This is a genomic window from Streptomyces sp. NPDC058221 (genome assembly GCF_042882365.1).
Lineage (GTDB): Bacteria > Actinomycetota > Actinomycetes > Streptomycetales > Streptomycetaceae > Streptomyces.
Map to the genome: position 1 here is coordinate 16,837 of NZ_JBHVWF010000016.1, position 17,501 is coordinate 34,337.

15 protein-coding genes and 1 riboswitch are annotated in these 17,501 nt (G+C 69.9%); of the genes, 14 read left to right on the plus strand and 1 reads right to left on the minus strand.

What is annotated here, in order from left to right; translation table 11 throughout:
- The first annotated feature begins 21 nt into the window (after window positions 1-21).
- The 9 genes from ACFVW8_RS08010 to ACFVW8_RS08050 all read left to right on the plus strand — a co-directional run bounded on the left by ACFVW8_RS08010 (window position 22) and on the right by ACFVW8_RS08050 (window position 10,712).
- Window positions 22-1,236 carry a CapA family protein gene (locus tag ACFVW8_RS08010; protein WP_389687262.1) on the plus strand — a complete coding sequence of 405 codons (1,215 nt, stop codon included), beginning with the start codon at window positions 22-24 and terminating at the stop codon, window positions 1,234-1,236.
- A 386-nt stretch (window positions 1,237-1,622) separates the two neighbouring features.
- Complete coding sequence (locus tag ACFVW8_RS08015) at window positions 1,623-3,908, plus strand: HAMP domain-containing protein (RefSeq protein WP_389687264.1); 2,286 nt, start codon at window positions 1,623-1,625, stop codon at window positions 3,906-3,908.
- 6 nt (window positions 3,909-3,914) lie between these two features.
- A complete protein-coding gene (gene pgsB, locus ACFVW8_RS08020) occupies window positions 3,915-5,549 on the plus strand; it encodes a poly-gamma-glutamate synthase PgsB (RefSeq protein WP_389687266.1) in 1,635 nt (544 codons plus the stop codon).
- The gene (locus ACFVW8_RS08025; RefSeq protein WP_073738471.1) at window positions 5,546-6,028 is read left to right on the plus strand and encodes a poly-gamma-glutamate biosynthesis protein PgsC/CapC; all 483 of its coding nucleotides are present in this window, start codon (window positions 5,546-5,548) and stop codon (window positions 6,026-6,028) included. Before pgsB ends, ACFVW8_RS08025 begins: the two co-directional genes overlap by 4 nt.
- 9 nt (window positions 6,029-6,037) lie before the next feature.
- Window positions 6,038-7,117 carry an NlpC/P60 family protein gene (locus tag ACFVW8_RS08030; RefSeq protein WP_389687268.1) on the plus strand — a complete coding sequence of 360 codons (1,080 nt, stop codon included), beginning with the start codon at window positions 6,038-6,040 and terminating at the stop codon, window positions 7,115-7,117.
- Between the two features lie 440 nt (window positions 7,118-7,557).
- Window positions 7,558-8,526 (plus strand): glycosyltransferase family 2 protein, encoded by a 969-nt coding sequence (locus tag ACFVW8_RS08035; protein ID WP_389687270.1) that lies wholly within the window; start codon window positions 7,558-7,560, stop codon window positions 8,524-8,526.
- A complete protein-coding gene (locus ACFVW8_RS08040; protein WP_389687272.1) occupies window positions 8,523-8,924 on the plus strand; it encodes a GtrA family protein in 402 nt (133 codons plus the stop codon). The genes ACFVW8_RS08035 and ACFVW8_RS08040 overlap by 4 nt, the downstream gene beginning before the upstream one ends.
- A gap of 137 nt (window positions 8,925-9,061) precedes the next feature.
- On the plus strand, window positions 9,062-9,718 hold the full coding sequence (locus ACFVW8_RS08045; RefSeq protein WP_389687275.1) for a SurA N-terminal domain-containing protein: 657 nt from the start codon (window positions 9,062-9,064) through the stop codon (window positions 9,716-9,718).
- Window positions 9,719-9,749: 31 nt separating this feature from the next.
- Entirely contained in the window at window positions 9,750-10,712 is a 963-nt protein-coding gene (locus ACFVW8_RS08050) for a nucleoside triphosphate pyrophosphohydrolase (RefSeq protein ID WP_389687277.1), read from the plus strand.
- A 7-nt stretch (window positions 10,713-10,719) separates the two neighbouring features.
- Here ACFVW8_RS08050 and ACFVW8_RS08055 read toward each other — a convergent pair whose 3' ends face one another.
- Complete coding sequence (locus ACFVW8_RS08055; RefSeq protein WP_389687279.1) at window positions 10,720-11,955, minus strand: cytochrome P450; 1,236 nt, start codon at window positions 11,953-11,955, stop codon at window positions 10,720-10,722.
- A gap of 445 nt (window positions 11,956-12,400) precedes the next feature.
- Between ACFVW8_RS08055 and ACFVW8_RS08060 the strand changes: the two genes are divergently transcribed.
- The 5 genes from ACFVW8_RS08060 (at window position 12,401) to ACFVW8_RS08080 (ending at window position 17,397) form a co-directional block, all read left to right on the plus strand.
- Window positions 12,401-13,381, plus strand: coding sequence for a transglycosylase family protein (locus ACFVW8_RS08060; RefSeq protein WP_389687281.1), 981 nt, complete (start codon window positions 12,401-12,403; stop codon window positions 13,379-13,381).
- 312 nt (window positions 13,382-13,693) lie between these two features.
- A riboswitch (cyclic di-AMP (ydaO/yuaA leader) is annotated at window positions 13,694-13,865 on the plus strand.
- 4 nt (window positions 13,866-13,869) lie between these two features.
- Window positions 13,870-14,610, plus strand: a complete 741-nt coding sequence (locus tag ACFVW8_RS08065) for a transglycosylase family protein (protein ID WP_389687283.1) — start codon at window positions 13,870-13,872, stop codon at window positions 14,608-14,610.
- A 296-nt stretch (window positions 14,611-14,906) separates the two neighbouring features.
- Window positions 14,907-16,187 (plus strand): phosphopyruvate hydratase, encoded by a 1,281-nt coding sequence (gene eno, locus ACFVW8_RS08070; protein WP_024491435.1) that lies wholly within the window; start codon window positions 14,907-14,909, stop codon window positions 16,185-16,187.
- A 128-nt stretch (window positions 16,188-16,315) separates the two neighbouring features.
- Complete coding sequence (locus ACFVW8_RS08075; protein ID WP_389687285.1) at window positions 16,316-16,786, plus strand: septum formation initiator family protein; 471 nt, start codon at window positions 16,316-16,318, stop codon at window positions 16,784-16,786.
- 71 nt (window positions 16,787-16,857) lie between these two features.
- Window positions 16,858-17,397: a DUF501 domain-containing protein gene (locus ACFVW8_RS08080; protein ID WP_389687287.1), complete on the plus strand. Its 540-nt coding sequence runs from the start codon at window positions 16,858-16,860 to the stop codon at window positions 17,395-17,397.
- The last annotated feature ends 104 nt before the right edge of the window (window positions 17,398-17,501 follow it).

Below are 17,501 nucleotides of genomic sequence, written 5' to 3' on the forward strand. Positions count from 1 at the left end.
TATTCAAGTAAAAATACATGGGTGACCCGACGTCCTTATGTTCCCTTCATCTCTCGCGCTGGCCTGGCCGGACTCCTCGCGCTGGCTGCCACCGGCTGCTCCCTCCTGGGCAGCGATGCCGGGTCCGACGGGAGCGGTTCGGACAAGGGCGGAGGGACGTCGTTCACCGTCGCGGCGGCCGGCGACATCCTGATCCACGAGCCGCTGATCGACCAGGCCCGCAAGGACGCGAAGGCCGAGGGGAAGAAGGGGCTCGACTTCTACCGGCTCATGGCCGGGGTGCAGCCCGTCATCTCCCGGGCCGACCTGGCGATCTGTCACTTCGAGCCGGTGGTGGGCAAGCCGGACGGCCCCTTCCGCAGCTTCCCGGATTTCCTGGTGCCGCCGCAGATCACCACCGCGGCGAAGCGGATCGGTTACGACACCTGCTCGACGGCGTCGAACCACACCCTCGACCACGGCATGCCCGGAGTGAAGCGCACCCTCGACGCACTCGACGAGGCCGGGCTGAAGCACACCGGTTCGGCGCGCAACGAGGCCGAGGCCGAGAAGCCACTGATCATGGACGTGAAGGGCGTCAAGGTGGCCCAGCTCTCGTACGCCTTCGGCTTCAACGGGCGCGACGTCCCGGCCGGTACGCCCTGGATCGTCAACCAGAACGACCTGGGCCGGATCAAGGAAGCCGAGAAGCGGGCGCGCGCGGCCGGCGCCGATGTGGTCATCCTGAGCATCCACTGGGGACGCGAGCACCATCCCGAGCCGAGCTCGGGACAGGTCAAGCTGGCGCGCAGGATCGCCCGGGAGACCGGCATCAACCTGGTCATCGGCCATCACGCCCATGTCGTGCAGCCGATGGAGAAGGTCAACGGGACCTGGATCGCCTACGGACTGGGCAACCAGGTCGCGCGGCACGAGGTGCCTACCGGGCTGACCGAGGAGGGCGTCATCGGCTGGTTCGAGTTCCACCAGCGCGGCGGGTCGTGGGACGTGCGGGCGCGGTACGTACCGACACTCGTCACCATTCCGCCGGAGGCGGACGCGGCGAATCCGGCGCCGTCCGACGCGGTTCAGGACCACCGGCTCATCGATGTGGCCGCGGCGCTGCGCGACGACAAGGAGCTGACGGCCGAGGAGCGGGCCCGCTACCGGCTGGCGTTCGAACGAACCCAGGGCACGATGCTCAACCGCGGGGCCGCGCAGGATGGACTGAAGGCCTTGGAGGGCCTGCCCGGCTGACCGCCGGGCCCGCGGGCGGGCCGTGAGGATGCCCGCTGGGGTCACCCGTTGAGGGCGGTCGGTGAAGTCGGCCGGTGAAGTCGGTCAGGTGAACACGGGATGTCTCCGGGGTGTACCCGGCCGGCACTGTGGCCCGATTCGAGTGGCCTGTGTCACATCCGCCCCTTTCGATGCAACCGTTCGGAATCCGAACCAGTCATGCTATTCCGCGTGGACGTTCGATTTATTGGGTGCGCCAACGCGCCGAGAAGTCCGATATGTCCGCAAGAAACAGAAGCTGCGAAAGTTCAGTAGCAAGCGGAAGCTCCGTTTGCCCCTGCAGTGTCGTCAGCTCCTGCAGCGCCGGAAGTGCCGGAAAACGTGTGAAGTTCCAGAAGGGATGCACCATGGCCGCCACGCCTGTGAAGCGGCGACACAAGGTCCGCCGCCGGGCCGATATGTCGCTGCTGGGTGGTATACGGCCGCCCATCGCGGTCCTCTCGGTCCTGCTGCTCTCGCTGGCCGCCATCACCGCGCTCGGTCTGGGCCGCACGGCGCAGGACCGGGTGCCCGAGGCGGTGCTGACCTCCCAGCAGCAGTTCGCCGAGGACGGCGCCATCGCGCTGCGCGCCTCCATCGACGAGAGCTTCACCGACCTGGGGCGGACCGCCGGCCTGTTCAACGCCGCGGACCCGGTCTCTCCCGATGCGGCACTCGACAAGATCAGCAGCGTCTACCAGAAGTGGACCGGCACAGCGGTCGTCGAGATCTCCTCCGGCAAGCTGCTCGCGGCCCGCGGCGAGAACGTCCCCCTCACCGCGATCGACACCACGAAGCTCAGCGGCAAGGACGGGCTGAGCCCCCGCATGGTGAAGCTCGCCAACGGAGAGACCCGGCTGCTCTCCTTCGCGCTGCTCTCCTGGCCCGGTGTCCCGCAGCAACTCCTCGTCGCCTCCAGCAACCTGCGCTTCCCCGGCATCAGCCTGGGCCAGTTCCGCTCCATCGCCGTCATCGACACCGACGCCGCGATCCTCTCCAGCGACGGCATCCCGCAGCCCGAACAGCTGACCACCGCCACCCAGCGCGCCGACGCCAAACGTGCCGGCAAGCAGCTGAAGAGCTTCGCGAAGACCGCCTCGGTCAAGGTCCGCCAACACCCCCTGTCCGCCAAGGAGCCAGGCGCCGGCGGCTTCCCCGGCGTCAGCGGCAGCCTGCTCGGCAGCGTGCACGCGGGTGACCGGAACGTCGCCGGCTACGCCTCGCTCGCCGGCCCCCAGCCCGGCGAGCCCACCGTCGCCACCGGGCTCGGCCTCAGCGTCGTCGCCATGGTCCCGGTGTCCGAGAACCCCACCACGGTCGCCGGCCCGCTCTTCGGTCTGGTGGCCGCGGGCTCCCTGGTCGTCGTCGGCGCACTCGCCGTGGCGCTGCTCCTGGGCACCGTCCAACGGCCCCTGATCCGGCTCTTCCTGGAGAGCCGGCGGCTGACCCGTGGCGACCTCAACCGGCCGGTCAGCGCCCCCTCGTACGGTGAAGCGGCCCGGATCGGGAACTCCCTGGAACGGCTGCGCCGTCAGCTGCTCGGCGAGGGCCGGTCCGCGGAGCCGCCCCGGCGCGGCCGGTTCGGCAGCCGCGGACTGCTCGTCGTCTGCGGGGTGCTGGTACTCGCCTGGTGCGCCCCGATGCTGCTGCTCCTCAACCGGGCCGACGCCACCGCCGTCGTACCGCAGCAGCTGGTCAACGACCAGCGCGAGCGCACCGACACCCTCACCGACCGGGTGCGCCGGGGGCTCAACGAGGGTCAGGCCGACCTGCTGTCGGTGGCCACCCTGATCGGCGCCGACACCTCGCCCGCCGATATGCGCACCGTCCTGGAACGCACCCGGCAGGAGCACGACCGCTACCAGTCGATCTACGTCGTCGACGCGTCCGGCAAGGTCGTCGCGCGCGCCGGGGACGCCCCGCAGCGGCCGGCGGGCAAGGCCTCCACCGACCAGCCGATCCGGGTGCTCAACGACTCCGGCAAGAAGCCGGTCATCGCCGGTCAGGCCGGTATTCCCGGTCGCGACGGCGCCACCGTCGTCGGCGAGTTCCGCATCGAGTTCGTCAACGCCCTGCTCAAGCGGCCCGGCCTCGGCCAGGTCAACATCGTCGACGAGAAGCAGCGGATCATCGGTGGCAACACCGGCTACCGCGCCTTCCAGGAGCTGCCCGGCGAACGGCTGCGGACCCTCGTGGCCGGCACCAACCAGAAGACCGGTACGAGCCTGCACCCCAGCGGCATCCTGTACCGCGACGGCGGCAAGACGCAGATCGCCGCGGCCGCGCCCTTCGCCGGCGGCGGAGCGGCGAAGACCCTCGGCTGGACCGTGGTCAGCCGGCAGCCCGCCAGTTCCCTCGCCATTCCCGAGTACCGGAGGCAGAACCTCACGGTTCTCGCCGGGCTGCTGGGGATGGCCGCCGCCGTCGCCTGTCTGGGCTGGCTGCACATCGTCGTCGTACGCCCGCTGCGCGCCCTCGCCGACCAGGCAGAGGCGCTCGCCGGTGGTGACCGGCGCACCGTCCTCTATCCGCGCCACCACGACGAGGTCGGCGCCGTCACCCGCTCCCTGGAGCTGGTACGCCAGCAGCTCCCGGCGCAGCAGAAGCGCGAGCCCGCGCCGACGGCGCCCACGACCTACGCCGAAAGGACCTGACCGGCCGTGCTGTTCCTTTACACCGTGCTGGTGGTGTGCTGCGCGATCCTGCTCATAGCGGGCATCGTCGAGCAGCGGCGCCACTTCATCAACCTGGAGCGAATACCGGCCCGGGTCCTGGTGAACGGCATCCGCGGTAAGTCCTCCATCACCCGGCTCTGCGCGGGCGCACTGCGCGGCGGAGACCTGGTGACCGTCGCCAAGACCACCGGCACGGCGGCCCGGTTCATCCACCCGGACGCCACCGAGGAGCCCGTCTACCGCAAGTTCGGCCTGGCCAACGTCGTCGAGCAGATCGGCATCGTGCGCCGTGCCGCCTCGTACGACCCGCAGGCCCTGGTCATCGAGTGCATGGCGGTGATGCCGGCACTCCAGGAGATCAACCAGTCCAAGCTGATCCGCTCCACGATCGGCGTGCTCTGCAACGTGCGCGAGGACCATCTGGCCGAGATGGGGCCGACCCTGGACGACGTGGCGCGCTCGCTCTGCCGCTCCATGCCGGAGGGCGGCATCTGTGTGACCGCCGAGGTCGACCGGTTCGCGATCCTCCAGGAGGAGGCCGATGCCCGCGACTGCGAGCTCATCTACGCCGACCCCGAGACCGTGAGCGACGCGGAGCTGCGCGGCTTCAGCTGGTTCACCTTCAAGGAGAACGTGGCCATCGCGCTGAAGGTCGCCGAACTGCTCGGTGTGGAGCGGGAGACCGCGCTGAAGGGGATGTACGAGGCCCCGCCGGACCCGGGAGTCCTCTCCGTCGAGCGGTATCTGACGCCGGACGGCAAGAAGCTGCGGTTCGCCAACGTCTTCGCGGCAAACGACCCCGAGTCGACGCTGATGAACGTCAACCAGCTCCTCGACCTGGGCGCCGTCCACCGCCCGCTGAACGTCGTCATCAACTGCCGCCCCGACCGGGTCGAACGCAACGGCCAGATGGGCGAGATCATCCCCGACCTCCAGCCCGACAAGGTCTTCGTGATCGGCCATCCGGCCAAGAGCGCCATCGACGCGATCCCCGCCGACTGGCGCAGCCGCGCGGTGGACCTGGGCGGCGACCGGCGCGATCCGGAGGAGTTCATGCGGGAGCTGCTCGGCGGCCTCGGGCCCGACTCCTCGCTGATCGCCATCGGCAACATCCACGGTCAGGGCGAGCTGCTGCTGGAGCACCTCAGCGAACTCCCGCCCGACGAGAGCCCGGACGAGCATCCCGAACGGACCCCGGACGAGCAGGCCGGCGAAATCCGGGGCGGGCAGCCGGAGCCGCACGCTCCGCAGGACGTCCGCCATGACGAGACGTTGCCGCTCCAGCAGTTCCAGCAGTACCGGCCGCATCTGGACCCGTACGCGCCCTACCCGGAGGCGTACGAGACCCGCTACCAGCCGCACCCCACGCTCCAGGCACCGGTCCAGGTACAGGCGCCTGTTCACGCACCGGTGCAGGCTCAGGCGCCGGCCCGGCCGCGCGGCATGTTCGAGCCCGCGCTGCCCCCGGACCACCGGCCTCCGGAGCACCCGCAGCCCGTGGACCCGTACCGGCACGGGCAGCAGCTTCCGCAGCAGCGGGGCCCGCACCCGGCCCCGGACGACCCCTCGCAGGACCCGTACCAGCAGAGCCGGCAGAACAGCGCAGGAGACCCCCGTTGATCCCCACCGTCCTGACGCCCGAGATCGCCGCCATCGGCATCGCGCTCGGCCTGATGTTCTCCCTGGTCTGCTACCTGACGACCAACCTCTCGCCCGGCGGCATGATCACCCCGGGCTGGCTGGCGCTGACCCTCGTCGAGGATCTCCAGCGCGCCGCCATGGTGGTCGGCGTCACCGTCCTCACCTACGTCTCCGTGCTGCTGCTCCAGAAGGTCGTCATCCTCTACGGGAAGCGGCTGTTCTCCGCGGTGGTGCTGACCGGGGTCATCCTCCAGGCGACGGTGATGATCGTGCTCCAGGTGGAGTTCCCGCTGATGTACGCCAACCAGACCCTCGGCTTCATCGTCCCGGGTCTCATCGCCTACCAGCTGGTCCGCCAGCCGAAGGGCGCGACGCTCCTGGCCACCGGCTCGGTCTCGCTGCTCGCCTACGTCGTCCTGACCGCCGGCATCCTGCTCGGCGCCCTTCCGTCTGCCTGAGGTGATCTCATGACCGCTCCCCGTACCAAGCAGTCCAAGCGGCCCCGCCAGGTCCTGCACGCCGTCACGGTGGTCGCGCTGCTCGCCGCCAGTGCGTACTTCACGGTGGAACTCCGCAAGGACGAACAGGCCAAGGCGCCCGCCGTGCAGGCCATCACGGACAAGCCGGCGGGAGCCACGCTGAAGTCCGGGAAGCAGACCTGGGAACGGCTGAACGCACCCGCCCGCACCGTCCTGCGCGACGCCGGCGGCAAGGTCATCGCCACCTTCACCGATCACGCCCGCACCGCCACCCTCACCGGCCCCTCCCGCACCTTCGCGGAGCCCACCAGCACCAAGTCCCGGGTCGTCACCGAGAACTGGGTGCGGCTGATGCCGGAGAAGTGGAAGAAGGGCGCCGAGAAGCAGCAGTGGTTCAAGGACTGGTTCAAGACCTACTACGGCAGCGAGGAGGACGACCTGTTCGCCTTCGCCTTCCAGTACGTCGAAGGGGCGCCGGTCAAGAAGGACGACGAAGGGGTCTCCTACGCAGGGGACGCCCAGTTCGGCCCCATCAACCCGGACGGCAGCGAGGGCAACGACCTGCGCCTGGAGCAGTCGGACTTCTTCGACTACCTGGGCATCCCGTACACCTTCCGTAACGGCGTCACGCGCCAGCCGGAGAAGGCCCGTTACCGGGCCATGGACTGCTCGGGCTTCATGCGGACGATCTTCGGCTACCGCGCCCGCTACCCGCTCGCCCCCCTCGACGGCCAGGGCGACGGACTGCCCCGCACCGCCAACGGCATCGCCCGCTCCAAGCTCGGCGCCGATGTCATCCCGCTCAAGGGCATATCGTCCGCGGACCGGCCCACCTCGATCGATGTGCTGCAACCGGGAGACCTGGTCTTCTTCAAGCTCGACCAGCGCACCGGGCAGCGGCTGGACCACGTCGGCATGTACATGGGCCATGACTCGGACGGCCACCTGATCTTCGTCTCCAGCCGGGAGGAAGTGAACGGCCCGACCATCGGCGACAAGGGCGGCACCTCACGCCTCGACGGCAACGGCTACTACGCGGCGACTCTGCGCAGCGCGAAGCGGCTCTAGCAGGACCTGCTCGCGCCGTGCGGCGGAATCACCGGCCCGGATGCACCGGCGTACCGGCACCCCGGCCCCACCGGGACGATGGAGCCCGGGTGCCGGTACGGGTCGAGGCGAACCGGGCTCGTGGTGGCGGTGCCCGTGGACATGCGGACGCCGGGGATCGTCGTGGCTGGTGGAGGTTTCGGTCACGGAGTACTCCTCTGCTTCTCTGATCCCGTCCCATGCTGGGCAGCGGTCCTGCGCGCCCGTCAGGAACAGGCCGTGCGGGAACTGCGAATCAGCGGCAGCGGTCCGCCGGGGCCTGGCACGTGCTCCGCGGGGAGGCCGCTCCGTCGCCCGTGCGGTCCCGGGCACTTCGCCGGGCCGGCCCCGTTCATCCAATCGTCGCCCCCCGGCCACGCCCGCCATCCGGTCCCGACACTTTGACCGGCTGATGTACATTCGTGCTGATCTCGCTGGTGGTGCCTTGTTTCAACGAGGAAGAGATACTCGAACGCTTCCATGAACGCGTGACGGATGAGATGGCCCTGCTGGGCCACGAATTCCAGCTCGTGTACGTCGACGACGGGAGCTCGGACCGGACCCTGCCGATTCTGCGGGGGCTGGCCACCGTCGACCCACGGGCCCGCTATGTCTCCTTCAGCCGCAACTTCGGCAAGGAGGCCGCCATGCTGGCCGGCCTCCAGCACGCCGAGGGCGACGCCGTCGTCATCATGGACGCCGACCTCCAGCACCCGCCGGAGCTCGTCGGCCGCATGCTGCAGGAGCACGCGCACGGCTACGACCAGGTGATCGCCCGGCGTACCCGCACGGGCGACCGTGTCACCCGGACCCTCACCGCGCGCGCCTACTACTGGCTGATCAACCGGCTGGTGGACGTGGAACTCGTCGACGGGGTCGGGGACTTCCGGCTGCTGTCCCGCCGGGCCGCCGACGCCGTACTCGAACTCACCGAGTACAACCGGTTCTCCAAGGGCCTCTTCGCCTGGGTCGGCTTCCCCACCACAACGTTCAGCTACGAGAACGCCGTCCGGGAACAGGGCCGCTCCGCCTGGACCTTCGGGAAGCTGCTGAACTACGGCCTCGACGGGCTGCTCTCGTTCAACAACAAGCCGCTGCGGGCCGCGCTCTACCTCGGCCTGCTGCTGCTGTCCCTCGCCTTCGTCTACGCCGGGTGGATCGTCGGCGTCGCCCTGGTGAAGGGCGTCGACACCCCCGGATACGTCACCCTTCTCGTCGTCGTCACCGCGCTCGCCGGGGTCCAGATGGTGATGGTCGGGGTGGTCGGGGAGTACGTCGGCCGGATCTACTACGAGGTGAAGCGCCGCCCGCACTACCTGGTGAAGGACACCAACACCCGGTCCCGCAGACAGGCACCGGAGCCGGAGCCCCTGGAGTCCGTACGCCGATGACGGTCAAGGCACAACTGGTCCGCTTCGCCCTCGTGGGCGTCGTGAACACCGGCACGTACTACGGCTGCTACCTCGCCCTGCTGACCCGGCTGCCCTACATAGCCGCGCACGTGGCCGCCTTCGTGCTCAGCATGACCGGGTCCTTCTTCCTCAACTCCTGGTTCACCTACCGGACCCGGCCCACCTGGCGGAAGTTCCTGCTCTTCCCGCTCACCAACGCGGCCAACTTCGTCATCACCACCGGCGGTGTCTACCTGCTGGTCGACCTGGCCGGGTTCAGCAGCCGCTACGCCCCGCTGGCCGCGGCCGCCGCCGCGATCCCGATCACCTTCGTGGTCTCGCGCACGATCATGCTGCGGCCCGACGCACCGCAGAAAGAGTCCCTGCCGGTGCGCTGATCCGGCCAGCGGGGAGCCCACATCCCCAACTCCTTCCGAATCGTTGGTCGAATCAGTGGCCCGGACCAGTTCCACTGCCTAACATCGATCACCGCAAGGCTTTGTGCACCGCCGCACAATCTCCTCGGGAGGCTCCTTTGCACCGCCGCCGTCGCACCACGCTCACCGTCTCCGCCGCACTGCTCGTCGCAGCGCCGCTCCTCGCCGCCTGCGGCAGCCAGGCCCACCCCGGCGCGGCAGCCGTCGTGGGCGGCGACCGGATCGCGGTGTCCACCGTGCAGGCCCAGGTGACGGAGGTGCGCGACGCACAGGGCGGCTCCGCGCAGCCCGCCCAGGGCGCCGACCAGTCCGGCCAGCTCGTCCGCGCCAAGCTGCACGGGATCATCCTGGACCGGGTCCTGGACCGGGCCTCGGCCGACGCCGGGGTGACCGTCAGCCGCGCCGAGATCCAGCAGATGCGGCAGTCCGCCGTCACCCAGTACAAGGGGGAGAAGGGGCTGCGCGCCGCGGTGCTCCAGGAGCGCTGGATCTCTCCGGACCAGATCGACGCCTTCCTGCGCGAGCAGATCCAGCTGACCAAGCTCTCCCGGGTGCTCGACGCCGACCCGTCCACGCCGGCCGGTGCGAAGATCCTCGGTGCGGCGCTGACGAAGGCGTCCAAGGCGTTGAAGGTCGACGTCAACCCGCGCTACGGCAGCTGGGACAACAAGCAGATCCAGCTCGGCGACTACAAGGCCCTCTGGATCAACCAGGTGACCAAGCCGGCCCAGGCGGCGGCGGAGGCCGGGGCGTAGGCGAGGAGAGACGGCCGGGTAGATTCGCCGTGTGAACGCTGAAGACCCCGGCCGTATCGTCCTGCTCACCGCCAGCCACCGGGTTGCGCCCGGACTGCTGTCCTGGCCCGCCTGGCAGACGCTGCACGCCGCCGATCTGGTGCTCTGCGCCGAGCCCGACCAGCCCCAGCTGCCGTATCTGCGCGAGGCGGGCATCACCGTCGAGCCGGCCGTCCCGGACGCGCAGGAGCTCGTCGGGGCCTGCGCCGGGGGCCGGACCGTGGTCGTCCTCAGCGGCGGTGAGGGCAACCAGCCGCTGACCGACGGGCTGGCCCGGCTGGCGGGTTCGGGCCGGGTGCAGATGCCCGATCTGGAGCTGCTGCCCGGTTCGTACGACCTGCCGGGCGCCCGGCTGCTGGATCTGGTCCAGGTCATGGACCGGATCCGGATCGAGTGCCCCTGGACCTCGCAGAAGACCCACAAGGGCCTCGCCAAGTACGCCATCGAGGAGGCGTACGAGCTCGTCGAGGCGATCGAGGACGGCAACCGCGAGGAGCTGCGCGAGGAGCTCGGCGACGTACTGCTCCAGGTCGTCTTCCACGCGCGCATCGCCGAGGAGGCCGAGGACGAGCCGTTCTCGGTGGACGACGTCGCCGCCACGCTCGTCGAGAAGCTGATCCACCGTCACCCGCATGTCTTCGGCGACGAGACCGCCGAGACCCCCGAGGACGTCCACGCGCACTGGCTGCGGACCAAGGCGATCGAGAAGCAGCGGGAGTCGGTCACCGACGGGGTGCCGCTCGGCCAGCCCGCCCTGGCGCTCGCGGCGAAGCTGGCCGGCCGGGTCCGCAGCGCCGGTCTCGACGTGCCGCTCCCCGAGGGCGACGGCATCGGCTACCGGCTCCTGGAGCTGGCCGTACGCGCCCAGGACGACGGCACCGACCCGGAGGCCGCCCTGCGGGCCGCGGGACGCACCTACCGGGACGCCATCAGGGCGGCGGAGGGCAACGGCTGAAGCCGCGTCAGCGTGGCGTGAACTCCACCGGGAGCGTCCGCAGACCACGCATGATGAGGCCGCCCCGCCACCGCAGGTCGCCGGGGTCCACCGCGAGCCGCAGGTCCGGCAGCCGGCGGAACAGGGTCTCCAGCGCGGTGCGGCCCTCCAGACGCGCGAGGGGCGCGCCCAGGCAGTAGTGGATGCCGTGCCCGTACCCCAGGTGCTGGTTGTCCCGGCGGGACAGGTCGAGTGTGTCGGGCTCCGCGAAACGGGCCGGGTCACGGTCGGCCGCCGCCAGGACCACGAGCACCGGATCGCCCTCGCCGATGCGCGTTCCTCCGATGTCGAGCGCTTGTGTGGCGTAGCGCCAGGTGGCCAGCTCCACCGGGCCGTCGAAACGCAACAGCTCCTCGATGGCGGTGTCCAGGAGACGGTCGTCGCCCCGCTGGACCGCACCCTGGAAGACGGCACGCTGCGGGGGATTGCGGAAGAACGCGTGGGCGCTGTTGCCGATCAGGTTGATGGTCGTCTCGAAACCCGCGAAGAGGATCACGAAGCACATCGCGGCGGCCTCGTTCTCGGTGAGGTGCTCGCCGTGGTCGCTCGCCCGGATCAGTCCGGAGATCAGGTCGTCGCCGGGGTTCTCCCGCTTCCGGTGAATCAGTTCGGCGAGGTAGGCGCGGATCTTCTTCACGGACCGGGCGACTCCGCCGCGTGGACCGCCGCCGTGCCGGATCATCATGCCCGCCCAGTCGCGGAAGTCGGCCTGGTCCTCCTCGGGTACGCCGAGCAGGTCGCAGATGGCGTAGATGGGGAGGGGGAAGGCGAAGTCATGGATCAGGTCGGCCTCCCCCTTCGCCGCGAAATCGTCGATGAGCTGATCCGCCAGCTCCTGCACACGGGGTCCGAAAGCGGCGATCGTCCGGGGCGTGAAGGCCTTGGACACCAGCCGGCGCAGCCGGGTGTGGTCGGGCGGGTCGATGTTCAGCAGATGCGTCATCAGGTTGGCGCTGCGCTCGCCGGGGATACCGGTCCTGCTCTTTCCCTGGGCGTCCTGCGCGTGGTGCGCGGGGTTCTTCGAGAGCCGGCTGTCGGCGAGGGCCTGCCGCGCGTCCGCGTACCGGGTGACGAGCCATGCCTCGACGCCGCTGGGCAGTGTCGTCCGGTGTACGGGGCTGTGCTCCCTCAGCCAGGCGTAGGCGGGGTACGGGTCGGTGGCGAACTCCCAGGTGAAGAGTTCGGGCGGCGGGGTGTGGTTCACATGACGACGGTATCGGGCGTCCGCGGGCCGGCCCGCACCGTCCACAGGGCCCCGGACGCTTCGGCCGGCCCGCACCGGCGGGGGCCTCGTGCAGCGTGACAATCAGCACCTCGGACACGGCACGGCGGCCCTCACTGTCCGGGAGCGCCGCTCGCCCAGGCCGGAGGAACGGACCGCGCCCGCCACGCTGCTGAAACGCCTTCTGGACCTGCGGCTTGCGGTGGAACCTGCCGATTTGCTCCGGCATGGGGGGCTTGCCGTGCGCGGACTGCACACCCTTCCCTCGGAGTTCGCCCCCGAAGCCGTTTCCGGTCGAAGTGACACTCTGTCAACTCTGTGACTTTCACGTGATCTCCGCTGCATCGACTTGTGACACACGTTCGTGTCCCGCTAGGTTCACCGTTCGACTCACCAGTCACTCGTCAGTCACACGGAAGGCATCCTCATGGGCTCCGCGAACGGCAGACACCGTCGCCCTCGTCAGGCACCCGCGATCATCGTCGCCGCAGGCGTGACCGGCTCGGCCATCGCCATCCCTCTGCTCGGTGCGGCCGGCGCGCACGCCGCCGACGCCTCGACGTGGGACCGGGTTGCCGAGTGCGAGAGCGGTGGCATGTGGAGTGCCGACCTCGGCAACGGCTACTACGGAGGCCTGCAGTTCTCTCAGGAGGTCTGGAAGTCCTACGGCGGCGACTCCTACGCCCCGCGCGCGGACCTCGCCAGCCGCTCGCAGCAGATCGCCGTGGCGGAGAAGGTCCTGGACGACCAGGGCCCGAAGGCGTGGCCGAGCTGTGCCGTCGTGTCCGGCCTCGCCGAGGACGGGTCCCTGCCGGGCGTCGACCCGGGCAGCACGCCGTCCGCCGACCCGTCGGAGTCCGCGGACCCGTCGCCGTCCGCCGACCCGTCACAGAGCGCGGAGCCGTCCGACGACGCCTCCGAGGACGCGACGGACGCTCCGTCGGACGACGCCACCGATGCGACCGACGACACGGCTGACAAGGACCGTACGCCCGACGCGTCGGCCACCCCGTCCGCCACGCCCTCACCGTCCGGCTCCTCCGGCGCGGACGGCCCCTCGGACGGGCCCTCGGCCACCCCCTCCGACGATGCCTCGGACGGGGCCGGGCAGGACACGGAGACGGGCGGCAAGCACCGTGGCGCGCCGGCTCCCGAGGGGAACGGCGGCAAGCGGGACTCGGGGCGGCACGCCTCACGCGGTGACGGTGAGGCACGCGACACCGGCACACCGGCCGCTGACGGTACGTACACCGTCCGGGCGGGCGACAACCTCTGGGCGATTGCTGACGCACAGAATCTGCCCGGCGGCTGGACAGGGCTGTACGAGGCCAACAAGGCGGAGGTCGGTTCCGACCCGAACCTCATCCTGCCTGGCCAGAGCCTCGACCTCGGCGTGAAGACCGGATGAGAACGGCTCTGCACGCAGTCTGATCAACAGCTGAAAGCACCCTGAATCTGGGGTATTTAAGAGGCCTATGTCCCACTTTTGACTAAGTGAGACATGGGTCTCTTCGCGTGAACTGATGCATCTTGTCCGAGAGCTCCCGCCGCATCCGTTCCCACCTGCGCAAACAGGTGTTCTTCAGATGCGAATACGGGCTGTTTATCCGGTATGTCCTTCTTTGAATGTGGGGGTTGCGTGTGTTTACGGTCGGAACCGCTCGCACCGCGGGCCCCGTCGATCGTCACGCCGAATCCTGCCGTCGGTCGAAGGGAACAGACGCGTAAAGCGCCGTAGGCAGGAGCGGGGGACCCAGGTAAGTGCCGGGCCCGGTCGTCGCGAGACGTATCGGGAGCGGCTTGGGGTGAAGTCGTGCGCTAGGACGCACGACCGGGCAACTCACTTGGCCCGAACCCGACAGCTCACCTCGTAGGCGTCGGTGAGGAGAAGTCTCGATGCTGCTGAACAGCAAGGGCAACAAGCACCGTCGCCCGTCCAAGGCCGTCCGTATCGCCACGCTCGCCGGTGTCACCGGTGCCGCCATCGCCGTGCCCCTCATGGGTGCGACCGGCGCGTCCGCCGCCTCCGTCTCCACGTGGGACGCGGTCGCCCAGTGCGAGTCCGGCGGCAACTGGTCCATCAACACCGGCAACGGCTACTACGGCGGTCTGCAGTTCTCGCAGTCCAGCTGGGCCGCCGCCGGCGGTACGCAGTACGCGGCCCGCGCCGACCTCGCCAGCAAGTCCCAGCAGATCGCGGTCGCCGAGAAGCTCCTCGACATGCAGGGACCGGGCGCCTGGTCCTGCGCCGGTGCCGGCAACCTGAGCAACGACGGTGTCGACCCGGGCGTCGACACCGGCTCCGGCAAGACCGAGACCGCCCCCAAGCAGGAGTCGGCGCCGGCCCAGCAGGCCGAGCCGAAGAAGGCCGAGCGCAGCGAGGCCCCCTCCACCAACCGTTCGGACCGCTCGGCCGCCCCCAAGGCCGAGTCGAAGAAGACCGTCACCACGCCGACCGGCGACAAGGTCAAGAAGGGCGACGGCGAGTACAAGGTCGTCACCGGCGACTCGCTGAGCAAGATCGCTGCCGACCACGACGTCAAGGGCGGCTGGGAGCAGCTGTTCAAGTTGAACAAGGACATCGTCGAGGACGCCGACATGATCTTCCCGGGTCAGCAGCTCCACCTGGCGAAGTAGTCCAGCACCTCCTGAAGCAGTTCGGCATCCTCCTCGCCGACCGCCCCGGTCCGGCCGCATCTTCCCCCCGTGCGTGCCGGGCCGGGGCCTGCCGTTTCTGTGTTGATTGTTCAACTGTTGTAGTTACTCACCAGTAAATTTCTGGTCGTATGCCCGGCTATGCCTGCCCTTGGGTCCTTTTTCGTCCCAGGGGACGGGCGTGCGGCCGACTGAGACGGCCGGGCCGGTTAGGCTCTTGGCGCAAGGCCAAAGTGACCCTGCACAACCAGCGTCATATCCCAGAAGGAGATCGCCTCGTGCCGTCCATCGACGTCGTCGTAGCCCGGGAAATCCTCGACTCCCGGGGCAACCCCACGGTCGAGGTCGAGGTTGGCCTCGACGACGGCAGCACGGGCCGTGCTGCCGTCCCGTCCGGAGCCTCCACCGGTGCGTTCGAGGCCATTGAGCTTCGCGACGGTGACCCCAACCGCTACCACGGCAAGGGTGTCGAGAAGGCAGTCCTCGCCGTGATCGAGCAGATCGGCCCGGAGCTCGTCGGCTACGACGCGACCGAGCAGCGGCTGATCGACCAGGCGATGTTCGACCTGGATGCCACCGAGAACAAGGGCTCGCTCGGCGCCAACGCCATTCTCGGCGTCTCGCTCGCCGTCGCCCACGCCGCGTCCGAGGCTTCGGACCTGCCGCTGTTCCGCTACCTCGGTGGCCCGAACGCGCACCTGCTGCCCGTCCCGATGATGAACATCCTCAACGGTGGGTCGCACGCCGACTCCAACGTGGACATCCAGGAGTTCATGATCGCCCCGATCGGCGCGGAGTCCTTCTCCGAGGCCCTTCGCTGGGGCGCCGAGGTCTACCACACGCTGAAGAAGGTCCTGAAGACCAAGGGCCTGTCCACCGGCCTCGGCGACGAGGGCGGCTTCGCGCCGAACCTGGAGTCCAACCGCGCCGCCCTCGACCTCATCGTCGAGGCCATCAAGGAGGCCGGCTACGCCCCGGGCAAGGACATCGCGCTCGCGCTCGACGTCGCCGCGTCCGAGTTCTACAAGGACGGCACGTACGAGTTCGAGGGCAAGTCCCGCTCGGCCGCCGAGATGACCGAGTACTACGAGGAGCTCGTCTCCGCGTACCCGCTGGTCTCCATCGAGGACCCGCTGTACGAGGACGACTGGGCCGGCTGGAAGGTCATCACCGACAAGATCGGCGCCAAGGTGCAGATCGTCGGCGACGACCTCTTCGTCACCAACCCGGAGCGCCTGGCCCGCGGCATCGAGGAGGGCTCCGCCAACGCCCTGCTCGTCAAGGTCAACCAGATCGGTTCGCTGACCGAGACCCTGGACGCCGTCGAGCTGGCCCAGCGCAACGGCTTCAAGTGCATGATGTCGCACCGCTCCGGCGAGACCGAGGACGTCACCATCGCCGACCTCGCGGTCGCCGTGAACTGCGGCCAGATCAAGACCGGCGCCCCGGCGCGCTCGGACCGCGTCGCCAAGTACAACCAGCTGCTGCGCATCGAGGAGATCCTCGACGACGCCGCGGTGTACGCGGGCCGCTCGGCGTTCCCCCGCTTCAAGGGCTGACCACAGGTCGACCCGCACGGCCGGGGTCGGCAAGCCCGACGGGGTCCAGCGCCCCGGCCTCCGTCCGTCCCCGCACTCGGTCCCGTACCGTGTGCGGGGACGGACGTGCGTAATGGGGAGGCGGAGACATGGCCGCGAAGGACCGGGACCGGTTCTCCACCGCGACCCGGCTGAGGCTGCTCGGTGAGCAGACCGCGGCCCGCGTCTACCGGTCGCAGAACCGCCGTCAGGCCCGCCGTTCCCGCCTCACCGGCCGGGCGGCCTTCCTGGCCCTGGTGGTCTGCTCGCTGGTGGTCGCCCTCGCGTACCCGATGCGGCAGTACGTGTCGCAGCGCGACGAGATCGCCGACCAGGAGCGGCTCGCGCAGGAGGCCGAGGCACGCACCGAGGAGCTGCGCGACGAGAAGGCGCGCCTCCAGGACGACGCCTACGTCAGGCGGCTGGCCCGCGAGCACCTGCACTACCTTCTTCCGGGGGAGACCGGCTACACGGTGGTCGACCCCGACGCGGTCAAGGAGCGCAACGGAAAGCCGGAGGAGTCCGGCCGGCCGTGGCACTCCAACCTGTGGGACGGCGTGGACAGCGCCGACCGCGGCTGACCCGTACGTCCTCTTTCCCCGTTCAGCTGCGCAACCGCAGTTCAGACAGCCCGATCAGAACCTAGGCAGGCATGGAAACGCCCCCTCCCCAGACCGAGTCGAGCACGCCCACCGACGCGGACATCGCCGCGTTCCAGCAGCAGCTGGGGCGCCCGCCGCGCGGGCTGCGGGCCATCGCGCACCGCTGCCCGTGCGGAAACCCGGACGTGGTCGAGACCCAGCCGCGGCTGGAGGACGGTACGCCGTTCCCGACGACGTACTACCTGACGTGTCCGCGTGCGGCGTCCGCGATCGGCACGCTGGAGGCGAACGGGGTCATGCGGGAGATGACCGAGCGCCTCGGCAGTGACCCGGAGCTGGCCGCGGCGTACCGGGCGGCGCACGAGGACTACATCGCCCGGCGCGACGCCATCGAGGTGCTGGAGGGCTTCCCGAGTGCGGGCGGCATGCCGGACCGGGTGAAGTGCCTGCACGTGCTCGTGGGGCACTCGCTGGCCGCGGGGCCGGGAGTGAACCCGCTGGGGGACGAGGCGATTGCGATGCTGCCTGAGTGGTGGCGCAAGGGGCCGTGCGTTTCGCCGTGCGGCGCGCGGGGTGGGGACGAGGGCTGAGGTTCCCGCCTAGGGGGGGGGGGGGGGGGGCCCCCCCCCCCCCCCCCCCCAACCACCCGGTGCGGGTCTGGGCGGGGGGGGCGGGGGGGGAGGGGGGGAGGGGA

Bases quoted from the DNA above. Each gene is read 5' to 3' on its own strand.
- ACFVW8_RS08015 (WP_389687264.1), top strand. From the start codon at position 1,623: ATGGCCGCCACGCCTGTGAAGCGGCGACACAAGGTCCGCCGCCGGGCC.
- ACFVW8_RS08060 (WP_389687281.1), top strand. From the start codon at position 12,401: ATGGGCTCCGCGAACGGCAGACACCGTCGCCCTCGTCAGGCACCCGCG.
- ACFVW8_RS08065 (WP_389687283.1), top strand. From the start codon at position 13,870: ATGCTGCTGAACAGCAAGGGCAACAAGCACCGTCGCCCGTCCAAGGCC.
- ACFVW8_RS08075 (WP_389687285.1), top strand. From the start codon at position 16,316: ATGGCCGCGAAGGACCGGGACCGGTTCTCCACCGCGACCCGGCTGAGG.
- ACFVW8_RS08080 (WP_389687287.1), top strand. From the start codon at position 16,858: ATGGAAACGCCCCCTCCCCAGACCGAGTCGAGCACGCCCACCGACGCG.
- ACFVW8_RS08030 (WP_389687268.1), top strand. From the start codon at position 6,038: ATGACCGCTCCCCGTACCAAGCAGTCCAAGCGGCCCCGCCAGGTCCTG.
- ACFVW8_RS08040 (WP_389687272.1), top strand. From the start codon at position 8,523: ATGACGGTCAAGGCACAACTGGTCCGCTTCGCCCTCGTGGGCGTCGTG.